Source organism: Armatimonadota bacterium, from assembly GCA_035527535.1.
Taxonomy (GTDB): Bacteria; Armatimonadota; Hebobacteria.
Window position 1 is genome coordinate 55,455 of the sequence record DATLAK010000171.1, and the last position, 18,620, is coordinate 74,074.

The window sequence follows — 18,620 nt, forward strand, 5'->3', positions numbered from 1 at the left end:
CTTGGGTCCAGTATGGTAGATAATGACCATTTGAGTGACTGCTCACTTTCGAAAGTGAGCAGTCACATCACCTCGCGTTCACGAGAGTGCTGACATGAGTCGGAAGATAGAACCGAATCAGCGCTGGCGGCGTGCAGAGGAGCGCCGCGCCCAGATCATGGAGGCAGCGATCCGGCTCTTCGCCCGTCAGGGCTTCGCCCGGACTACGACCAAAGAGCTCGCCCGTGAGGCTGGTATCTCTGAGGGTACCATCTACAAGCACTTCGCCGGCAAGCAGGACATCCTCTTTGCGTTCATCGAGCGCGAGGCCACCGCGCGTGTGAGGGCACTGCTGCAGCCCCCGCAGGCCGACGGCGACGAGCCCTTCCGCCGGTTCTTCCTCGACCGCTTCTCCACCGCCGCGCAGCCCCTGCCCCTCTTGAAGGTCATTATCGGAGAGGTGCTTTTCGACGAGGAGTTCGCTCGCCGATATGCCGAGGTGGCCAGGCCTAGGCTGGCACTCCTCGAGAAGAGGATCGCCGAGCACACGCGGGCAGGGCAGTTTCGGCAGTCGACACTAAGCTCGCCGCAGGGGCGCTGATCGGGCTTTTCCTCATGGTCGGAGTCATCTTGCCTACAGTGCTTCCCGATGAGATGAGGCGCTACCCACCCAGGCGGGTGGCCGATACGCTGACTTCCATTCTTCTCGACGGCGTGCGCCGCCATCCCGAAAGAAGCAGCGGAAAGGAGCGCCACCGATGAGAAGGCGACCATCCCCATGGCTCGCTGCTGGGGCACTGCTCTTGCTCGGGGCCGCCGCGGCGGCGGTTTGGCATGTGCGGGCCGGCCGTGAGCAGCCACCTTCGGACCGGCTCTTCGGGAACGGCACCGTCGAGGCGACCGAGGTGGACGTAACCACGCAGACGCCTAGCAAGCTGATCTCCTTGACGGTGCAAGAGGGTGACCGGGTGCGGGCGGGTCAGCGCATTGCGTCGCTCGATGCAGCGGCTCTGGACACCCAGGTGGCGCAGGCGCAGAGCGCGGCCCAGACGGCGGAGGCGCAGCTCGGGGAACTGCAGGCCGGCAGTCGTCCGCAGGACATCGCTAGCGCGCGGGCGCAGTACGAGGCGGCGGTGAATGCCAAGGACCAGGCGAAGGCGCGTCTCGATCTCGTGAGGGCCGGCCCGCGCCGGGAGGACATCGCCCAGCTCCGCGCCGGCGTGCGTCAGGCGCAAGTGACGCTCGACTACGCGGAGACAGAGCTTGGCCGGGCGACGCGCCTGGAGGTGAACGGTGCGGTGGCGCGCCAGCAGGTGGATCTGGCGCGCACGCAGCGAGACACCGCGGCCGCGCAGTTGGATGCCGCGCGGCAGCGGTTGCTGGAGGCCGAGCGCGGCTCCCGCCAGGAGGACATCCGCATCGCCCGCGCCGCATTGCAGCAGACCGAGTCGCAGGTGAAGGCGGCCAGGGCCACCCTCGATCTCGCCCTCGTCGGTCCCCGCCGCGAGACCATCGCTGCCGCGCAGGCCCGCGTCGCGCAAGCCAAGGCCGCCGTTGAGACGGCACGCGTGCAGCAGAGCTATGCGGCCATCACTGCCCCTATGGATGGCACCGTGACCTTGCGCAACCTCGAGCCCGGCGATTTCGTCTCCCCGGGCACGCCCATCGTCCGGGTCGCCGCGCTTGACCACGTGTGGCTGCGCGCCTACGTCTCGGAGACAGACCTGGGACGGGTGAAGCTCGGGCAGTCTGCCGAGGTGAGGAGCGATACGTACCTGGGGAAGGTGTACCGCGGCCGCGTCATCGAGATCTCCCAGGAACCCGAGTTCACCCCCAAGAACGTGCAGACCAAGGAGGAGCGCGTGAAGCTCGTGTTCGGGGTGAAGATCGAGGTGGAGAATGCGAACCAAGAGTTGAAACCGGGGATGCCCGTGGACGCCTCCATCCTGGTGGGCGCGCCGCTCCAGAAGGCGAGCCGCTGAGGAGCGCGATGGACCAGCCGCTTGTCTCCTCAGCCATCCGCGCTTCGAGTCTGCGCAAACGCTTCGGCGAAGTGACGGCCGTGGACGGCCTCGCCCTCCAGGTTGCGCCGGGCGAGATCTTCGGCCTGGTCGGACCGGACGGCGCGGGGAAGACGACCACGATTCGCATACTCTGCGGCATTCTCGACGGGGACGGCGGAGAGGCGGAGGTGGCCGGCTTCGACGTGCGCCGCCGGCCCGAGCAGGTAAAGCAGCGCATCGGCTACATGCCTCAGCAATTCAGCCTCTACGGAGACCTGACGGTGGCGGAGAACCTGCTCTTCTTCGCCAACATCTACCACGTGCCGAAAAGGGAGCGGCTGCGACGGGAGCAGGAGTTGCTCGAGTTCAGCCGGCTGGCACCATTTCGCACCCGCCTGGCCCAGCATCTCTCCGGAGGCATGAGACAGAAGCTGGCGCTCGCCTGTACGCTCATCCACCGGCCGCAAGTGCTCTTTCTCGACGAGCCGACCACCGGCGTCGATCCCGTGTCCCGCCGTGATTTCTGGAAGATCCTCTACTCCCTCCTCCGAGAGGGCATGACGCTGTTCATCAGCACGCCTTACATGGACGAGGCGGAGCGATGCAATCGGGTGGCCCTCATCAGCAAGGGGCGGATTCTCCAGTGTGATACGCCGGAGGCCCTGCGGCAGCAAATGCGCGGCGACCTGCTGGAGATCGTCGCGGAGCCCCAACGCCAGGCGAAGGCAACGCTGTCGGAGCGCCCGGAGGTGCTGGGCGTGCAGGTCTTCGGTGACCGCTTGCACGTGTGGGTGTCCGACGTGGCGCGGGACGAGCCCGCGCTCCTCTCCGTGCTGGGCCAGCACGGCGTCCTGGTACGTTCCTCGCGCCGCGCGGCTCCCGGCCTGGAGGACGTGTTCGTGTCGCTGGTATCGGAAGGGGCGCGATGAGCGGGATGGCGAACGGCGAACCGGCGGTGGCGGTCGAGAACCTGGTGAAGAGGTTCGGCAAGTTCCTGGCGGTGGACCGGATCTCGTTCTCCTTGCCCAAAGGGGAGGTCTTCGGCTTCCTGGGACCCAACGGCGCGGGCAAGTCAACGACCATTCGCATGCTCTGCGGCCTTCTCCTGCCGACCTCCGGCCGGGGCCGCGTGGTCGGCTACGACGTGATGACGGAGTCGGAACAGATCAAGCAGCGCATCGGGTACATGAGCCAGAAGTTCTCCCTCTACGGGGACCTGACGGTCGAGGAGAACATCGAGTTCTATGCCGACGTGTACGGCGTTCCCCTGGGGCGCATGGCCGAACGCAAGTCCTGGATTCTCCGGATGGCGGACCTCCAGGATCGCACGAAGAGTCTCACCCGCGAGCTGGCTGTCGGGTGGAAGCAGCGACTCGCCCTGGGTTGCGCGGTCGTCCACGAGCCGCAGGCGCTCTTCCTCGATGAACCGACGGCAGGTGTGGATCCGGTGTCGCGGCGCACGTTCTGGGACCTGATCTACACCGTCGCCGGGCAGGGGGTGAGCGTGTTCGTGACCACACACTATATGGACGAGGCGGAGCACTGCGACCGGCTGGGGCTGATCTACGGCGGCAAGCTGATCGCTCTCGGCGCCCCGGCCGAACTGAAAGCACAGGCCGCCTCCGGGGTCCTGTTGGAGGTCTCCGCGCGCCCGCTGATGGAGGCTCTGGGCGTGTTGGAGACCGACCCCCGCGTGGGCGACGTCGCCGTGTTCGGGAGCAACCTCCACGTGGTCGTGCCGGACGAGCCGCAGCCCGCGGCGGTGGTACGCGCCGCGCTCACCAACGCCGGCCTGTCCGTCATCAGTGTGGAACCCATTCTGCCGTCGCTCGAAGATGTTTTCGTCTCGTTGATCGAGCGCGCCGACCGGGAGGCGCGGGAGGTTACGAGCTAGGCTATGCTGCTGCGCACCTGGATGATCGCCTGGAAAGAGTCCCTCCAGATCCGGCGCGACCCGCGCACGCTGCTGGTGGTAATCGCGCTGCCCGTGCTCATGCTGGTCCTGTACGGATACGCCTTCAACCTGGATGTGAAGCATCTGACGCTGGCCGTCTACGATCAGGATCACACCCGGGCCGGGCGCGACCTGATAGGCGCCTTCTCTCACAGCGAGTACTTCGATCTCGCGGGCAGCCTGACCAGCTACCAGGAGGTGGAATCCGCGCTCGACCGGGGCGAGGCGAAGGTCGCTCTAATCATCCCGGCCCGGTTCGGCACCGAGCTGGCTTCGGGCCGGCCTGCCCCCGTGCAGGTGATCATCGACGGTTCCGACTCCACCACCGCGAGCACGGCGATTGGCTACGCCGCGCTGGCGGTACAGCAGTATTCCCGGCAGGTCACCGTTGAGGCCTTAAGGCGGGCCGGCCTGCCCGGGGACAGCGGGCTGGGCCCGCTCGATATGCGGGGACAGGTCTGGTACAACCCGGAGCTGCGCAGCACCAACTTCCTGGTGCCGGGTCTGATCGCAGTCATCTTGAGCATGCTCGCGGCCTTGCTTATCTCCATGACCGTGGCGCGGGAACGGGAACGCGGCACCATCGAGCCGTTAATCGCTTCGCCGGTGATGCCCCACGAGCTGATGCTGGGGAAGCTTCTGCCGTATGCGGCGATCGCCTTCGTGGATATCGTCCTCGTCATCCTGGCCGGGCTGCTGCTTTTCCACGTGCCGCTCAGGGGCAGCCCCTCCCTGCTGCTCGGCCTGTCCGCCCTTTTCCTGCTGACCTCACTGGCGATCGGCCTGCTGATCTCGACCGTCTCCACCAGCCAGCAGACAGCCATGACCGTGGCCATGCTCGTCACCCAGCTCCCCGCCATGTTGCTCTCCGGCTTCGTCTTCCCCATCCGGGCCATGCCCCCGGTCCTACAATGGATCACGAACTTCGTCCCCGCCCGCCACTTCCTGGTGATCGTGCGTGGGATATTCCTTAAGGGAATCGGGATCTCGATTCTGTGGGAGCCGGCGTTGATTCTGCTGCTGTACAGCGTGGCCTTGATCGGGCTCTGTTCGTTTCGATTCCGGAAGAAGTTGTGAGGCGCGGCGGTGAACTGGCGACGCGTCCTGCGCATCATCAAGAAAGAGTTTCTCCAGTTGCGCCGCGATCCGCGACTGCTGCGGATGGTGGTGGTGGCGCCCGTGCTCCAGCTCATCCTCTTTGGCTACGCGGTCACCACGGATGTCCGCCACGTCAGCATGGCCGTCTACGACGAGGACCACACGCCGGCCAGCCGCGCCCTCGTCGCCCGCTTCGTTCACTCCGGGTACTTCGACCTGGACCGATGGGTGACGCGCCCGGATCAGATTCAGCCGCTGCTCGATGCCAGCGCGGTGCAGGTGGCCGTGCACATCCCGCGGGGGTTTGCCAAGGATCTTGCGCGGGGGCTTCCTGCCGCGGCGCAAGTCATCCTCGACGGCTCCGACTCGACCACCGCCGGTATCATCTCCGGCTACGTGGCGGGTGTGGCCGCGACCTACTCGGGCCAGATAGAGGTGGCTCGGATCGGTCGCCTTGCTCCACTTCCACGCGTCGAGAGCCGGCTGCGCGTCTGGTACAACCCAGAACTCAAGAGCGTCAACTTCATGGTCCCCGCCGTGCTTTGCATGATCCTCCTCAACACGACGATGATGCTCACCTGTCTTGCCATCGTGAAGGAGCGAGAGATCGGGACGCTGGAGCAACTCGTCGTGACGCCAATCACCGCCCGCGAACTGATGGTGGGCAAGACGGTTCCCTTTATCGTGATCAGCTTCGTTGACGTGGTGCTGGTGCTCCTGGTCTCCTCACTCTGGTTTCGCGTGCCAATCGCGGGGAGCCTGATGCTGTTGTTTGCGCTGGCCGCGCTGTTTCTACTCACCAGCCTCGGATCCGGCCTCTTCATCTCCACCATCTCGCACACTCAACAGCAGGCGATGATGACCGCTTTCTTCTTCATGTTCCCCTCCTTCATTCTCTCGGGTCTGATCTTCCCGATCGAGAACATGCCGCGGGTGATCCAATGGGTCACCTACGCAATCCCGCTCCGCTACTTCCTGACCATCGTCCGCGGTATCTTCCTGAAGGGAAGCGGCCTGGACGTCCTCTGGCCGCATGTGGTCGCGCTCGCGGTCTTCGGCCTCGTCATCATGATGCTGAGCGTGGCGCGCTTCACGAAGCGATTGGGGTGAGACAGAGTCTTCTCCCACCACCGCGGGGCGAGCTCGCGGCTTAGCCTCGCTTCGGAACTGGCCAGGTGGGCTTTCGGCAGTAGGTTGGTGCGCAGCAGGTGGGCCAGCGTAGCCGCGTCAGTCTTATCGGTCTTGATGCGGGCGCTGGTCGGCACGGTTTCTCCAGACCCGCGCATCTTCACCCGCCGAGGCGGGATAGCGCAAGCCCGGAGGGAGGCCAGCCTTCGCATGACATCAACTGCAACATCGAGCCCACCTCGCCAGGTTCCGATACATCAAGTTGCAGGTGCACCAAAGAGCTTCGTACATTAGCGCAGGGCGAATACAAACCCGATTCGAGTTCAGTTCTGGGCTTCTTCTGCCCTGGCCTGATACACGAGCTTCTCTAGATCGTCGCCTTGGGGCGGGACTTGTCATCTTCGCGTCGCCGCGGTTGCTCGATCTGGGGTATCGTTGGGGCTAGATCGGGCGCTGCACCCCGCTGTTTCAAGACGAGCAGGTGCAGCAGGTCAACACGCTTCTCCAGTTCCGCGATCCGTCCCTCCAAGTATGCAATCCGTTGCGCCAGTTCCTGGAACATAGATTCCTCCATCGTTGGCTATCCAAAGTCGTTCCTGTCGCCGATCCGTCGTCTAGTATTCCGCGCGTGCTGTCGCCCATCCTGCCGCATGTATGTCGCCCGTAAGCCATGCGCCGTTCGGCTTTCGTTATTGCAGCGTCGGCCGCCATGATGAAGGAACTGCGCAGTTTGTGTGGTTCACGAAGCGGCAGAGCCGGTCAGACTGGCGATTAGCCCCACCGCCGTCTCTTTGGCGCGGGTGTCGGAGTGGAGATAGTTGGCGGTAGTTTCGAGGTCGGCGTGGCCGAGGAGTTCTTGGACGGTGCGGACGTCCACGCCGTTGCGCACGAGGTGGGTGGCGAAGGTGTGGCGGAGTGGCTAGGCCGCCAGGCCGCCATGGCGGTCGCGGCGCGACTTAGCCACTTATGAACCGTGATGCGCTGGCCGGCCAAGCCTGCCCGCTCCACCAGTCGGCGCACGATGCGATGGATGCGAGCGCCGTTTATCGGCTGGCCCCACATCTGGCTGATGAAGAGGTGGCCGCTCTGCGTCGGCCCGCGCCAAGCCACGCTTGTCCGCCGCCAGGTGAGATATTCCATGATTGCCTCGACCACCTCAGGTGTTAACGGCACCACCCGCTCCTTGTTACCTTTGCCGCGCACGCGCAGTTGGCAATACTCCAGGTCACCCTGATCCAGCACGATGCCGGCAGCCTCGCTGCGGCGCAAGCCGGTTGAAAGCAAGAGCAGGACCAATAGCCTGCGGTCAGGAGTCTGTGCCGCCGCCAGCAGTTGGTGCACCTGCTCGGCGGACAGCACGGTGGGCAGATTCCTCGCCACCTTGGGTAGAGGCAGTCTGCGGGCAGGGTTGCCCTGGCAATGGCCCATGTGGCTCTGCCATCCCGTTGGGAGGGCAACGCCATCTCAGAGGGATCCTGGAGGAAGGAGAAGAACGACGAGAGGCAGCCATACTTGCGGCGGATCGTGAGCGGCTTCATACCGGTTAGCTTCAGCCCCCAGGCGACCACCTGCGGGCGGGTGATCTCCGCGGGCGCGGGCACGCGGCCTCCCTGCTCAAGCAGGAACTCCTGGAACTCGCGCAGGTCAATGCGATAGGCCCCGACCGTCCACGGCGAGTAGTGGCGGTAGCCCTGCAGGTACGACAGAAACTTCGAAACCGCGGCGTCGAAGGCGCTGCCCTCCTCGGCCCCTGTATTCTGCTCAGATGCGTCCGGAAAGTCCGGATTCTCCGCCGCCTGCGTGACCATGCGTGACCTCTCCTGTAACCCACGTTCTGTCGCCTACATAGGTCACTCGAAGCCAGCCAGAAGTCAAGCGAGATTCGAGGCAATCCTTGCGCGCGGTGGCCCACAGGAAAGAGCCTTGCGAAGGAAGGCGATGTGGCCGCTGCTTGGAGCCGATTGGGGATAGCTCGGGGGGCAAGCCACGTGGGAATCGCGCGGGCGCCGGCAGGGGCCTTTTCCGGCGATCATGTATTGTCTATGGCCACTCAAACGCCATCCGAGGAGTCGATGCCCAGTTGGCGGTCAACCTCCGTGACCGGGTTGCAGCCCTTGTCGAGGCGGATTGGGAACCCGGTGGAAGGAAGGACGGCGGAGTTTAGATGGATCGTTAGTCGGGGTTGCCCCGAGTCTCCGGCGCTCGGTTCAAGACGGAGCAGGGACGCCTTGTCCGATAGCAATCTGAGCGCGAGCTGGTTAAGTTGCTCGGGGGTCGTGTCCTTGCATAGGACCGCGAGGGCCGGCGCGGACACGGCCAAAAGAAGTTCACGTAGGGCTTCCCTCTCATCGATCGACTGGACGCGCGCTGCAAATCTAAGTGCGCGGAGAGCATCGGCGTACTGCGCCTCAAGAAGCGCACTATCTGCCTGCGCAAATGTCGTTGCCTCAACGAGCGCTTCGCCAGGCTTCCCTGCGGCGGTTCGGGCATCCACGGTTCCATAGTAGCACTCGATGGTGCCCCTTCGAAAAACAAAGCACCCGGCAGTCTCAAGGAAATCAAGTAAGGCGGTGACCCTGTCGTATATCGCGACCCACTGTACGGTGTTGGACATTGAAGCTCGTTCGGCGGCTGACATGCTCATGAGGGCCGCGAGAGCTGCGCGCCTCTTCTGCGCCACCTCGTTCTTAGTGGGGTCTCGAAGCTGCCAGTACGGGTGCTGCTCGGCGTGGGGTGCTATGTCGTGCCATTGAGCATCGGCCAAGTGGCAGAAATCACCGTGCACTGATGCCGCGAACGCGTGCGCATCGGAATAGCCCTTGGCATTGGCGGCTTTCGCAACAGAGGAGTCGCTTGCGTAGACGCTGACAAGGTCGAGGCCATCGGCGATGGCATCGACATCTGCTAGGACGATGGGTGACTTGCCGATGAGCTTGAGTAACTTTGCTACGATGGGCATTCGCCCTTTGCCCATCACAGGTACAAGTTGGGCTCCTGTCGGCGCGAGGTAGAGGCTGAGTCGGTTGTCCAACTCTGTGCAGATGAAGGCATCACTTGGGCCTTCGACAAGCAGGGGTCGCGCACAGAAGAACGCCAACTTGTGTGCGTGACTCAAGTGCGGGAGAAGAGCGCGTAGTTGGGCGTTTTTCAGCTCGGGCCTTTCGGGACTCACTTGGATGGGGGGACGATCTGGATCGCAGCAGAAGACTATGCTTGCCACGTCTTCGGGGCGCCTGATATCAATCATCTCGGTGGAGTGTGTCGCGATGAACACGAGCTTCTTGCCAGGGGTACTCGGATCGCCTGCAACCTCACGAATCTCGCGAAGCAAGAACGCTTGAAGTTGGGGGTGGAGGGAGACTTCCGGCTCGTCTATGAGGAGCGCGGCGACCTCGTCATCATAAAGGGCCGCCAAGAGCACCACCAGCTGCAGCAGTCCGCTCGCCTCTCGCGCCACTGAGTAGGGCGGATGGGACGAGTCCAGCCTTACGAATCTCACCCTCAGCCTGCCTTCGTCCCAGTCGAGAAGAACGTCACGATTGAAGAGCCTACGGAGTCGCTCCGCGATTTTGATCTGCAGGTCAGCTCGGAAGCTGAGCGTATGAAAGTCCCCCGTCACGGCCTCACTGAGATGCCGTCTATCGCGCAACTTCCTCCCGCCGAAAGCTGCCTCATCGTAGTTCAGTGAATCTCCTCTGCTCCCGTCCCAATCCGAGCGGTATTGCTCGACGGGCGCGGAACGGCCGGCCGACAAGAAATGGACTTTGCCTTGCGCGACAAGCGGACGGACCGCCGACTTAAGTGCCCGAAGGACTTGAGTCTTCCCCGAGCCATTGGGGCCGACAAGCGTGGTGAGGCCCCCATAGACAGTGATGCTCGAAGTAGCGGCCCCAGGCACCTCCCTTATCTCGCACTTCAGTTCAAATGGAAAGTTCACGGTGTCAGTGCCTCCTGGTGACCGACAGACTCAGGGGCGCGCGATCCGGCCGCTTAGGGCGATACGGGCACTTGACGGCTTGTTGCCGCCCCTGAGCCATTGTAGGTTGAGGCTCCGCTGCTGTCAACGCGAACAGGCCCTTCGGACCGTCGATCACGTGATTCGCTGTGCGCGACGATGGTCGGAGCAAGCCGGTCGAGGAATGGGCCTGTAATGCGGCAACTGTCGCGTGCCGGGAAAGTGATGAGAACGGTTCCGCGTCCGGTTTGAGTTCTGCCTACGGGTCAATCGGCCGCCAACTGGTGGAGCGAACCTCTTCGATCTTCTCGATCTCAGAGCGAGAGATGGGACGCTGCGCTCGGACGTTGAACTCGCGCTGCTCGGGAGGGAGAACATGCTGAATCGCCTGCGGTGTGCGTGAAAGCCCCTCGCGCTCGACGGCTGCCACGACCCTGCCCATGAAGTAGTCAAGGGATCCCAGCGGCAGGGCTCCCTCGTTCACCTCAAACGCGGGTGACGTGCGTCGCACCCAAATGACGACCTTGGTGCACACCAGGTCGCCGCTCGATACCCACTCGCTCACTCGCTCCACCAGCGCCCAGCCGGCGGCCGTCATTCCCGCCCGCAGGATGGGATCGTCTTTGCGCTCCGGGAGGTGATCCGTGATGTACTTGAGATTCTGCTTGAGCTGGCTGCCGCGGTAGTTGTGTGCATATCCCAGTGCACTGTGGTGAATTGAAGCAAAACCTATGCCGGGGCTGTCGAGATCGCGTTTCGACCAATCGAGGATGTCTTTCAGATCGAAGGAGAAGGAGCTATAGTCTTCGTGGACTGTGAAACGGAATCCGCGAGACACCTGTGCCTGCAGGATCTCAAGCAGGTGGCACAACTCTGGACGGATAGGCCGGAAGGGATCGGCTTGAGGGTCCAGCGGGTCGGAGAGGTCCTCAAGGCACATGCCGCGGTACATATACCGCGACGCCACGGCCTCCTGCCAGATCCGCTCTGCCGCCTCAATGAATTCGCGTTCCGCGCTCATTGTATTGTTCCATCGCCCTTTAGTGACCAAGTGACCAGGAGACTATACTCGTTTCGCCCGGCTGCTATCAAGGCTTCTCGTGGTGCGGGGCGTAATGTCGAGCCTGTTGAAATGTCCCGTAGGTCACTTCCCAATAGGAGAGGATTGAGGCGGGGGAAGACAGCTGGTGCGGGCCTTGTGCAATTCATGGCAACAGCGCGTGAGCGAAATCCGCCGTATGGTTTCCGATTCGTCGTCCATAGGCCGTTTCACCCCGACTCTTGGTAGCCGCCGCTGGTCAGTCGAATTGGTCAAGGACTCCAGCGGAGTTCTGGGCGGAATCTTCGGACTGCAGAATGGCCGAAAAGCGGGCCTGTAATTCGGCAACTGTCGGGTGTTGTGCGGAATGACGACAAACGGAGCGGCGGATTCGGGCGGAAGGATGCATCTCGGAATTCACAGCCGGGGGCGGCTGTGCCACATGATAATGCGTGGCGGCCGAGCCCACTTCGCTGAAGCTACGAGGGCCAAGGGCGGCTGTGTCAGCGGGAGGACAGAAAGAGGAGAGCGAGGAGCGGGCCTGTAAGCCGGAGTCCGCAGGGCAGGCCGGGCACTTCTCGCCCCCCAAAGCACCGACGCTCCAGGCCAAGGCCAGACCAGGGTAAAACCAGGGTAAAACCAAGGTAAAACCGTACACTTTTGGCCGATTATTCCGGCGGCGCACGTTTGACAGGACCCATGGCGGGCAGCTGCACATGATGAACCACAGCGACGCGCACCTGCCCTGGGGCCTGAGGCTCAGCCCGTCCAATCGGAAAGTGCCAAATGGCACATAGGCTGCCAGGCAAACCCAGGGGGGACACGACCACCAGCGCGGCCAGCTGCGGCTCGGCTCGGGTGGCGAATGGCATCAACGCGAGCAATGGCAGCCACGCATGAGGCCGCGGCCTAAGCCACTCCTTCAGACATCCGCACCAGGCGTGTGCCCGCCCGCCCCGCGGTTGCCGCGCGGTCAGGGCCGCAGAACCTTGAGCTCCAGGTCCTGGACGAGCCGGTAATGCTTGCGGTTTGCGGTGCACAGGGGCAGGCCCTGCTCGACGGCAGTGGCGGCCACCAACGCGTCGCCGGCGCTCATGCCGGATCGGAGACTGTATTCCTCCATGTAGACCAGCGCACGATGGCCGATGTTCTCGGTCAGGGGCAGCACCGCGAAGGCGAAGTCGGCGAGGAAGCCCTTGATCGCTTTCACCTCCTGCTTGCTGCGCGCGCCTTGCACCAGCTCCATGTGCGTCATCACCGACAGCGCGCGCTCGCGCGCCAGCTCAACCATCCGGGCCGCCCCCTCATGGCCCCGAAACACCCATATCAGCACATCGGTGTCAAACACCATGGGATCGCACCTTGCGCAGGCCGCGCACCACCTGCTCGACATCCTGCAGGTCCTTGCGGTCCTGCCACATGCCGAAAGCTGAGTGCTCGGTGACGCGCACCTGCGCGCGCCTCGACTGCCGCCGCGGATAGATGACGCCCTTCTCCTTGCCCCGGTAGAGTAAGGTGACCGGTTGATTCTGCTCGAGGGCGCGCAGGACCTCACCCATGCGCCGCCGCAGGTCCAGCACCGATGCCTTCATCCACATCACCTCCATCCCAAGTGTACAGATGAAGTGTACACTGCGCTGGCTGCCGAAGTCAAGTGCGGCTGCCAGCCCGAGGTCGCGCCCGGCGCCGCCGCTGGGGCGGCCAATCTCGCCCATCTGCGTCGCGGCGGCGCTTCGCCCTTCTGGATTCGGGGCGCCCTACCGGTGGACCACGACGAGGACTCCGCGCCCAGGCGCCGGATCTAATCATCAAGCCATCGAATCCGAGGTTCTGGCGGCCGTGGCTCCAGGCACACATAGTTGGCCAGGGCGAGCGCCATCACCAGGTCATCATGGGCTCCTGACGGCGCTCCCAGACTTCCATCATCCAGGTGCTGATAGGCCCGCAGCTCACTGATGGTCGCTTCGCACGAGAGGACTAGACTGTGCTCCCGCAGCGACTTGTCCAACCGGTCAATGAGCAGGACCTTGGATGCCTGATTGGTCAGGAATCCCGCCTGGGCTTCGGTACCCCGCCGGTGGTCCGTCCACACGTTGGCGCGCAGATACTCGAGCTCCAGCAGCACCGCGTGTCCGTGGTTGTTGCGCTCCACCACCAGCTCCGCCCGGTGGTAGCGCTGGGAGAGCGTGTAGAGCTTGGCCGCGAAGACATCCGGAGGCCACTGCCCGCGTATGCGCGCCATCACACGCATGGGAACCCCTGCCTCCTCGGGGCGGCGCACCACCACCGCGGCACTGGGATCGCTCTCGGAGAGGCCTTCCGCCGGGTCGGCGCCTATGACGTAGCTCGCATCACCCACCGGCTCCTCCCAGATCGCCTCATGCTCGTCCCCTGGCAGGGGTGGCCGGCTCTCCAGCCACCCGATGGCCTCCTCGCCAAATGCCGGCCGCCCCGAGCGCAGGAAGCAGCGCGCCGGGTCTTCCGGGTATTCCTGGTCGAACCTCTCGCCCAGGTCGAAGCGCTTGGCCCGGCGCCATTGGATCTGGGCCTCATCCAGGCCATGGTCGCTGATTAGGGCAAGCTCGTCCTCGGTCAGGCTTGGCGGATCGAGGATGCTTGGGAGGCGATAGGTCGGGTCCTCCCACCAGGGGAAGAAGTGGCGCTTGAAGCGCGGCAGGTTGTGATCGCCCGCCGCATGCTTCTGCCAGAAGTCCCAGGCGTAATTCTGGCCGTGGGGAGTGGTCTCGATGACCACGCGTCCTCCCGCGGGCACCGCCTCGAGAATGGAGGCCAGGGTCTCTTCGGGATTGGGCCAGAAGGCGAACTCGCTGGCATGAACGTTATCGACGGTTTGCGCGCGGCCGAAAGTCACCGAGCCGGCGGTGCCGACGATGAACTGCGAGTCTGTCTCAGACCACCACAGCTCCCGGCGGTTGCTGCGCCGGGTGGAAAGGCGTGCGCGCTCCGATTCGGGCAGCCTGCGCTCAAACAACTGCACCATCTGGAAGATCCTCTCGGTGGACTCCAGGTCATGGGCGATGACCACCGTGCGTCGGTTGGGGGTCAACCGGGTATCGTGGTAGAAGATGGCCTCGACCAGGGTCGAGACCCCCACCTGGCGCGGCTTGAGGATGTAGTCCCGCCCGCTCAGCTCCCGCTCAAGCTTGCGTTGGATCGGGTTCAACCTCAGCGGAATCACTCGGTTCTGCTTGTCCCGAATCTGCAGCAGCGCCTCTATCCACCGCACTCGAGTCAATTGGTGGGGATACTGGCAGGCTATCCGGCGCGCCACCTCCTGCCATTCCTTCGGTGTCAGCGGCGGCTTGGGCAAGGGCATAGGCGATGCCTGCGCAAATGCGTTGCTCGTCATAATCGTCTCCTGTTCGTGTTCTCTCCTCGGTCACCACGGTCGGCTCTCCCCGGGCGGTTCTCTCCACGTCCACGCCCACCTTGAAGAGGTTGGTCACCTCGGTGGGGCGCAGCTTCGCCGCCAGCACCAGCTGGCCGGTTTGCGGGTCCGGCTTCACCCACTCGGACATGGCTCCCTTGGCCAGGCGCTGCATGTCGGCGCCGTCTCGGGCTTGCCGCTCCGCCATCTCGCGGATGGCTTCCAGTTGGGCCTGGCGGCGCGCCCGGTCTTGCTCATCATCCCAGGCGGCCGCCCGGGATTGCCAGTGCCAGCGCTGGCACGCTTCCTCCAGCGCCGATCGCGACCAGCCTTCTTCCCCGGCATGCAGCCGGCGCAGCTTCACCAGCGACCGGCCGGGTCCCAAATCCCGGTACGCGCAGAACTTGCCGTAGACTTTGCTCGATTCTCCCGGCATACGCTCCCACAGGTGATCGGGCTCCTCGTGGACTTCAATCTCAGTCATGATTCACACCCCCGGGCATGTTCGCCCGTAAACTCTTCCCAGCGCCGCAAGATGACGTCGCAATATCGCGGCTCGAGGTCGATGCCATAACAGATGCGGCCGCACCGCTGCGCGGCGATGATGGCGGTGCCGGAGCCGAGGAAGGGGTCGATCACCAGTTGCCCCGGGGTGGTGGCGTTGACGATGGCGCGCTCGATCAACGCCAGCGGCTTCATCGTGGGGTGCAGCTCATTGCGGGTCGGCTTGTCGTGCTGCCAGAGAGTTGATTCGTTGGTGGGGCCGTGCCAGCGCGGGGCCTGGCCTGCCTTGTGGGCATAGAACAGAGGTTCATACCAGTGTTTGTACTGAGCGAACAGAGCGCCCGCACCGTTGTTCTTGGCCCACACGATGAGATTTCTCTCTTGCCAGCCGGTGTCGGAAAGGCAAGTCAGGACATCCCTCAGGTGCGCCGAGGCGAACCATAGGTATAAAGGTGAGGCCGCGTCGCTGTAGCGGTGGGCAAGCGACAGGCTTGCGGTTAACAAGTCTCGATAGGCGTCGGGCGTGAGGTCATCCCAGTAGGCATCTGATGGGCCGTCAACCCCGCGGCGCGCCCTGGCGATGCGCTCTTCCTGAGCGGCGCGGCCACCGCAGTAGGAGACGGCATATGGTGGGTCGGTGACCACCGCATGGGCGAGCCTGCCGCTCATCAGCCGCTCCCACGCTTGGCCATCTGTCGCATCTCCGCAGACCAATCGGTGGGGCCCGAGCTGCCAAGCTTCGCCGGGCTGAACGCGGGTGGGGCCGGTGGCCTCCTCGGCCTGCGCCATCGCCTCCTCTGCGTCAAATCTCTCCTCTTGGTCGCCGAAGAGTAGCTGGCGCGCCTGGCCGAAGATCTCACCGATCTCCTCCTGCCCGAATCCGGTGAGATCGAGGTCCGCGTTCGCCAACTGCAGCTCCTCAAGTACTGCCGAGAGCTTGGGGATATCCCAATCGCCGGTAATCTTGTTGAGGGCTAGGTTGAGGGTGCGCTCGTCCGCAGGTGCGAGATCGACCACCACGACATCGGTTTCCTCGATCCCCTGGGCCTGCAATACCTTGAGGCGCTGATGCCCGCCCACGACGTTACCGCTTCTGCGGTTCCACACGATCGGCTCGACCAGCCCGAAGCGGGTGATGGAGGTGCTCAGCGAGCCGAGCATCTCGTCGCTGATGGCGCGCGGGTTGTAAGGCGCCTCGCGCAGATCAGCCAGCGGCTTGGTTTCGATGTGCAATTTGCCGTCCATGATGGCCCCCTCCGTGGTCAAAGGAATCTTGCCCGCTCCGCGGCTGTCACGGCTGTAAGCTCCCCGCGCCGTAGCCGCCGGCAGCGCTCGGCCGCGCGCAGCACGTAGTCGCGGCGATCCCGCGCGGCGCGCTGCCTCTTGCACGTTGCTCGTGCTGGGGTTATTATGGCACAGGTGAAAGAGGTGCAATTTTGCGGTGAAACGCACGCTCAAATCGAACCAGTGGGCGGCAAGAGCCTGGGTCGCCCGCGAGTGGCGCGACCTGGAGAGGCGCCACGAGGTGACGGTCCCGCCGCGCTACCGGGAGAAGGTTCTCGGCTGGTACACGGGGGAGCCGGCGCCGGAATCCTTCCGCGCCGATGCGGAGGACTTCATCCTCGACAACCTGCCGGTACTGCGCGCGATCCCGAAGATAGCGCTCGCAGACGCGCTGCCTGCGCCAAACAAGCGCAGGGGCGAACGGGGGCCGTACTATAGGTGCCGCCTGCGCGCGTTTGGTCTGCTGGTATTCGTCGCCGAGCGCACCCTCACCGTGGGCGATATCCTGGAGGGCAACTGGAAGCGCCGCGTCCACGATTGGCGCGCCTTGGCGAAGGAGCGGAATCGAACGGACCCCACAGACAGGCTGTCATCGCCCACCCTCAAGAATGAGTACTTTCGGGCGCGCAAGCTCAAGGCCAACCGCGACGCTTGCTTGATCGTGCTCAACGAGCAGCTGGTGAAACCGGTGTTGGCCCGGGCGCTGGCGCTGGCCCACTATTACCGCGAGCGCGGCGAGGAGAAGGCCCAGCGTGACCTTGCAGCCGCGCTCGCAAGAGGCCGCCGAGCCTTTGCGAGCGTCATCGAGCTGACGCTGGAGCACTACAGCGATGCTGTGGGTGAGCAGCTTGCCCGAGCGGGGTTGGTCAAGCTCTGGGGCTACCAGGGGCCTCCCCGCCGGCCCAAGCGCAGAAGCAAGGATTCACTGCCCGCGACCATACGCGCCGCCAAGGCTTGCCTGGCCGATCTTGACATGGTGTTGGGCGCGCCCAACCCTCGTACGCGCGGGGGCGCGATCACAGCGGAAGTGCGCGATGGTATCGCGGATTACATCGCAGACCTGGAGGCGCAAGCTCAGCGCGCTGCCGGCCGCAGACCCGCCCGCGCCCCCGGACGCCGCAAGTCGTAAGCACCGCGAGCATGTGGCTGTCGCGCCCCACGTTCCCGCCTTCTCGAGCTGGTGCAAACTGGCCGAAGTCACAATCGGCAGTGGTGAGCGCCCGGGGGGGCGGGGCAGCGACGGATGCCGTGGCTGCGCCAAGCCGGGCCTTGACTTCTGGCGCTCTCCGAGCGAGGGATAAGTCGGTCGGCGGCGACGCCGGCACACTGACTCACCGGAGGACGAGAATGGCAAAGCAGACGAAGAAGCAGGCGGTGGAGCAGCGCACCCACCTCGGCGGGCAAGCCCAGCAGCGACCGGCGGCGCGCAAGGAGGCGGCAAAGAAGTCCGCAGAGACGCGGCGGGCGAAGTTCGAACGGCAGCATCCCGAGGTGGCGGAGAAGAAGGCCGCGCTCAAGAAGCACGAGGCCAAGTTGGTGGCCGAGACGCGGAAGGTGCTGGACGCCGAAGCGGCAGCCGAAGCGCAGCCGGAGCAGTCCCAGGCCGCCCAGCCGCAAGCGAAGCGCCCTGAACGCGCCGTAGCCCAAACGGGGCGCGCTGTGAGTGCGATGGCAACGGTGGCGCTGCGCGGAGAGCAGGCGGTCCGGTTCCGCGCGTTGGCAGCCGCGCGAGGGGTGAGCCTGGCGAGACTGTTGGTGCAGATGATTGAGGCCTTCGAGACCCAGAAGGAGTAGTCAGACTACGCGACTCCGCATCAGCGCCGGGCGGACCGCCTTCCTTGCGAGGAGGGCGGTCCGCCGCGCTTTGTGGGCATGAACTTCCGATAACAGGTTAGGGACGATGCAGCGGCTTTCAGGAGCCCGTCCCGTGCGCGAGGTGATGCGCCGACGGCCGAAGGCAGAGCGGTTCGAGATTCGGCGTGCGCGGAGAGCGACCCACGGTGATGGCCGCGGAAACCTCCCGCGCAGGAGGTCGGGCGTGCCCGGCCGAAGATGCTTTAGGCATCGCTACCGGTCGGCCCCGCACAAGTCCGTAAGTAGATGGCCAACGCCGAAGGAGACGAGTGATGGTCAACGCGCCGCAACATATCAGAGTTCTAATTGACCGCCAGCCCACGAATATGCAGGTGCGCGAGAAGGGGGCGGGTAGCTACTATTGTGACCTGGTGATGTCCGTAGATCAGGCCAGCGGCTTCATCTTCGAAGAAGCCGCGGTCAAACCCGATGCT

17 protein-coding genes are annotated in these 18,620 nt (G+C 64.4%); 8 read left to right on the forward strand and 9 right to left on the reverse strand.

Annotated elements, in window-relative coordinates:
- Positions 1-157 precede the first annotated feature (157 nt).
- The 6 genes from VM221_12220 to VM221_12245 all read left to right on the forward strand — a co-directional run bounded on the left by VM221_12220 (position 158) and on the right by VM221_12245 (position 6,144).
- Complete coding sequence (locus VM221_12220; GenBank protein HUT75585.1) at positions 158-580, forward strand: helix-turn-helix domain-containing protein; 423 nt, start codon at positions 158-160, stop codon at positions 578-580.
- A 157-nt stretch (positions 581-737) separates the two neighbouring features.
- On the forward strand, positions 738-1,961 hold the full coding sequence (locus VM221_12225) for an efflux RND transporter periplasmic adaptor subunit (GenBank protein ID HUT75586.1): 1,224 nt from the start codon (positions 738-740) through the stop codon (positions 1,959-1,961).
- 8 nt (positions 1,962-1,969) lie between these two features.
- Entirely contained in the window at positions 1,970-2,911 is a 942-nt protein-coding gene (locus VM221_12230) for an ABC transporter ATP-binding protein (GenBank protein HUT75587.1), read from the forward strand.
- Positions 2,912-2,916: 5 nt separating this feature from the next.
- On the forward strand, positions 2,917-3,876 hold the full coding sequence (locus VM221_12235) for an ABC transporter ATP-binding protein (GenBank protein HUT75588.1): 960 nt from the start codon (positions 2,917-2,919) through the stop codon (positions 3,874-3,876).
- 3 nt (positions 3,877-3,879) lie between these two features.
- Positions 3,880-5,013: an ABC transporter permease gene (locus VM221_12240; protein ID HUT75589.1), complete on the forward strand. Its 1,134-nt coding sequence runs from the start codon at positions 3,880-3,882 to the stop codon at positions 5,011-5,013.
- Positions 5,014-5,022: 9 nt separating this feature from the next.
- Positions 5,023-6,144 (forward strand): ABC transporter permease, encoded by a 1,122-nt coding sequence (locus tag VM221_12245; GenBank protein ID HUT75590.1) that lies wholly within the window; start codon positions 5,023-5,025, stop codon positions 6,142-6,144.
- 385 nt (positions 6,145-6,529) lie between these two features.
- Here VM221_12245 and VM221_12250 read toward each other — a convergent pair whose 3' ends face one another.
- The 9 genes from VM221_12250 to VM221_12290 all read right to left on the reverse strand — a co-directional run bounded on the left by VM221_12250 (position 6,530) and on the right by VM221_12290 (position 16,293).
- Complete coding sequence (locus VM221_12250) at positions 6,530-6,724, reverse strand: hypothetical protein (protein ID HUT75591.1); 195 nt, start codon at positions 6,722-6,724, stop codon at positions 6,530-6,532.
- A gap of 209 nt (positions 6,725-6,933) precedes the next feature.
- Positions 6,934-7,590, reverse strand: a complete 657-nt coding sequence (locus VM221_12255) for a tyrosine-type recombinase/integrase (GenBank protein ID HUT75592.1) — start codon at positions 7,588-7,590, stop codon at positions 6,934-6,936.
- 622 nt (positions 7,591-8,212) lie between these two features.
- Positions 8,213-10,099, reverse strand: coding sequence for an AAA family ATPase (locus VM221_12260; protein HUT75593.1), 1,887 nt, complete (start codon positions 10,097-10,099; stop codon positions 8,213-8,215).
- A 277-nt stretch (positions 10,100-10,376) separates the two neighbouring features.
- Positions 10,377-11,138, reverse strand: a complete 762-nt coding sequence (locus tag VM221_12265) for a hypothetical protein (protein HUT75594.1) — start codon at positions 11,136-11,138, stop codon at positions 10,377-10,379.
- Positions 11,139-12,129: 991 nt separating this feature from the next.
- Positions 12,130-12,507: a type II toxin-antitoxin system VapC family toxin gene (locus VM221_12270; protein HUT75595.1), complete on the reverse strand. Its 378-nt coding sequence runs from the start codon at positions 12,505-12,507 to the stop codon at positions 12,130-12,132.
- The gene (locus tag VM221_12275) at positions 12,497-12,871 is read right to left on the reverse strand and encodes a hypothetical protein (GenBank protein HUT75596.1); all 375 of its coding nucleotides are present in this window, start codon (positions 12,869-12,871) and stop codon (positions 12,497-12,499) included. Before VM221_12275 ends, VM221_12270 begins: the two co-directional genes overlap by 11 nt.
- Before the next feature lie 86 nt (positions 12,872-12,957).
- Positions 12,958-14,355 carry a hypothetical protein gene (locus tag VM221_12280; protein HUT75597.1) on the reverse strand — a complete coding sequence of 466 codons (1,398 nt, stop codon included), beginning with the start codon at positions 14,353-14,355 and terminating at the stop codon, positions 12,958-12,960.
- Positions 14,315-15,028: a hypothetical protein gene (locus VM221_12285; GenBank protein HUT75598.1), complete on the reverse strand. Its 714-nt coding sequence runs from the start codon at positions 15,026-15,028 to the stop codon at positions 14,315-14,317. The genes VM221_12280 and VM221_12285 overlap by 41 nt, the downstream gene beginning before the upstream one ends.
- Entirely contained in the window at positions 15,025-16,293 is a 1,269-nt protein-coding gene (locus VM221_12290; GenBank protein ID HUT75599.1) for a DNA methyltransferase, read from the reverse strand. Before VM221_12290 ends, VM221_12285 begins: the two co-directional genes overlap by 4 nt.
- A 196-nt stretch (positions 16,294-16,489) precedes the next feature.
- Between VM221_12290 and VM221_12295 the strand changes: the two genes are divergently transcribed.
- Entirely contained in the window at positions 16,490-17,461 is a 972-nt protein-coding gene (locus tag VM221_12295; GenBank protein ID HUT75600.1) for a hypothetical protein, read from the forward strand.
- A 218-nt stretch (positions 17,462-17,679) separates the two neighbouring features.
- On the forward strand, positions 17,680-18,126 hold the full coding sequence (locus tag VM221_12300) for a hypothetical protein (GenBank protein ID HUT75601.1): 447 nt from the start codon (positions 17,680-17,682) through the stop codon (positions 18,124-18,126).
- The last annotated feature ends 494 nt before the right edge of the window (positions 18,127-18,620 follow it).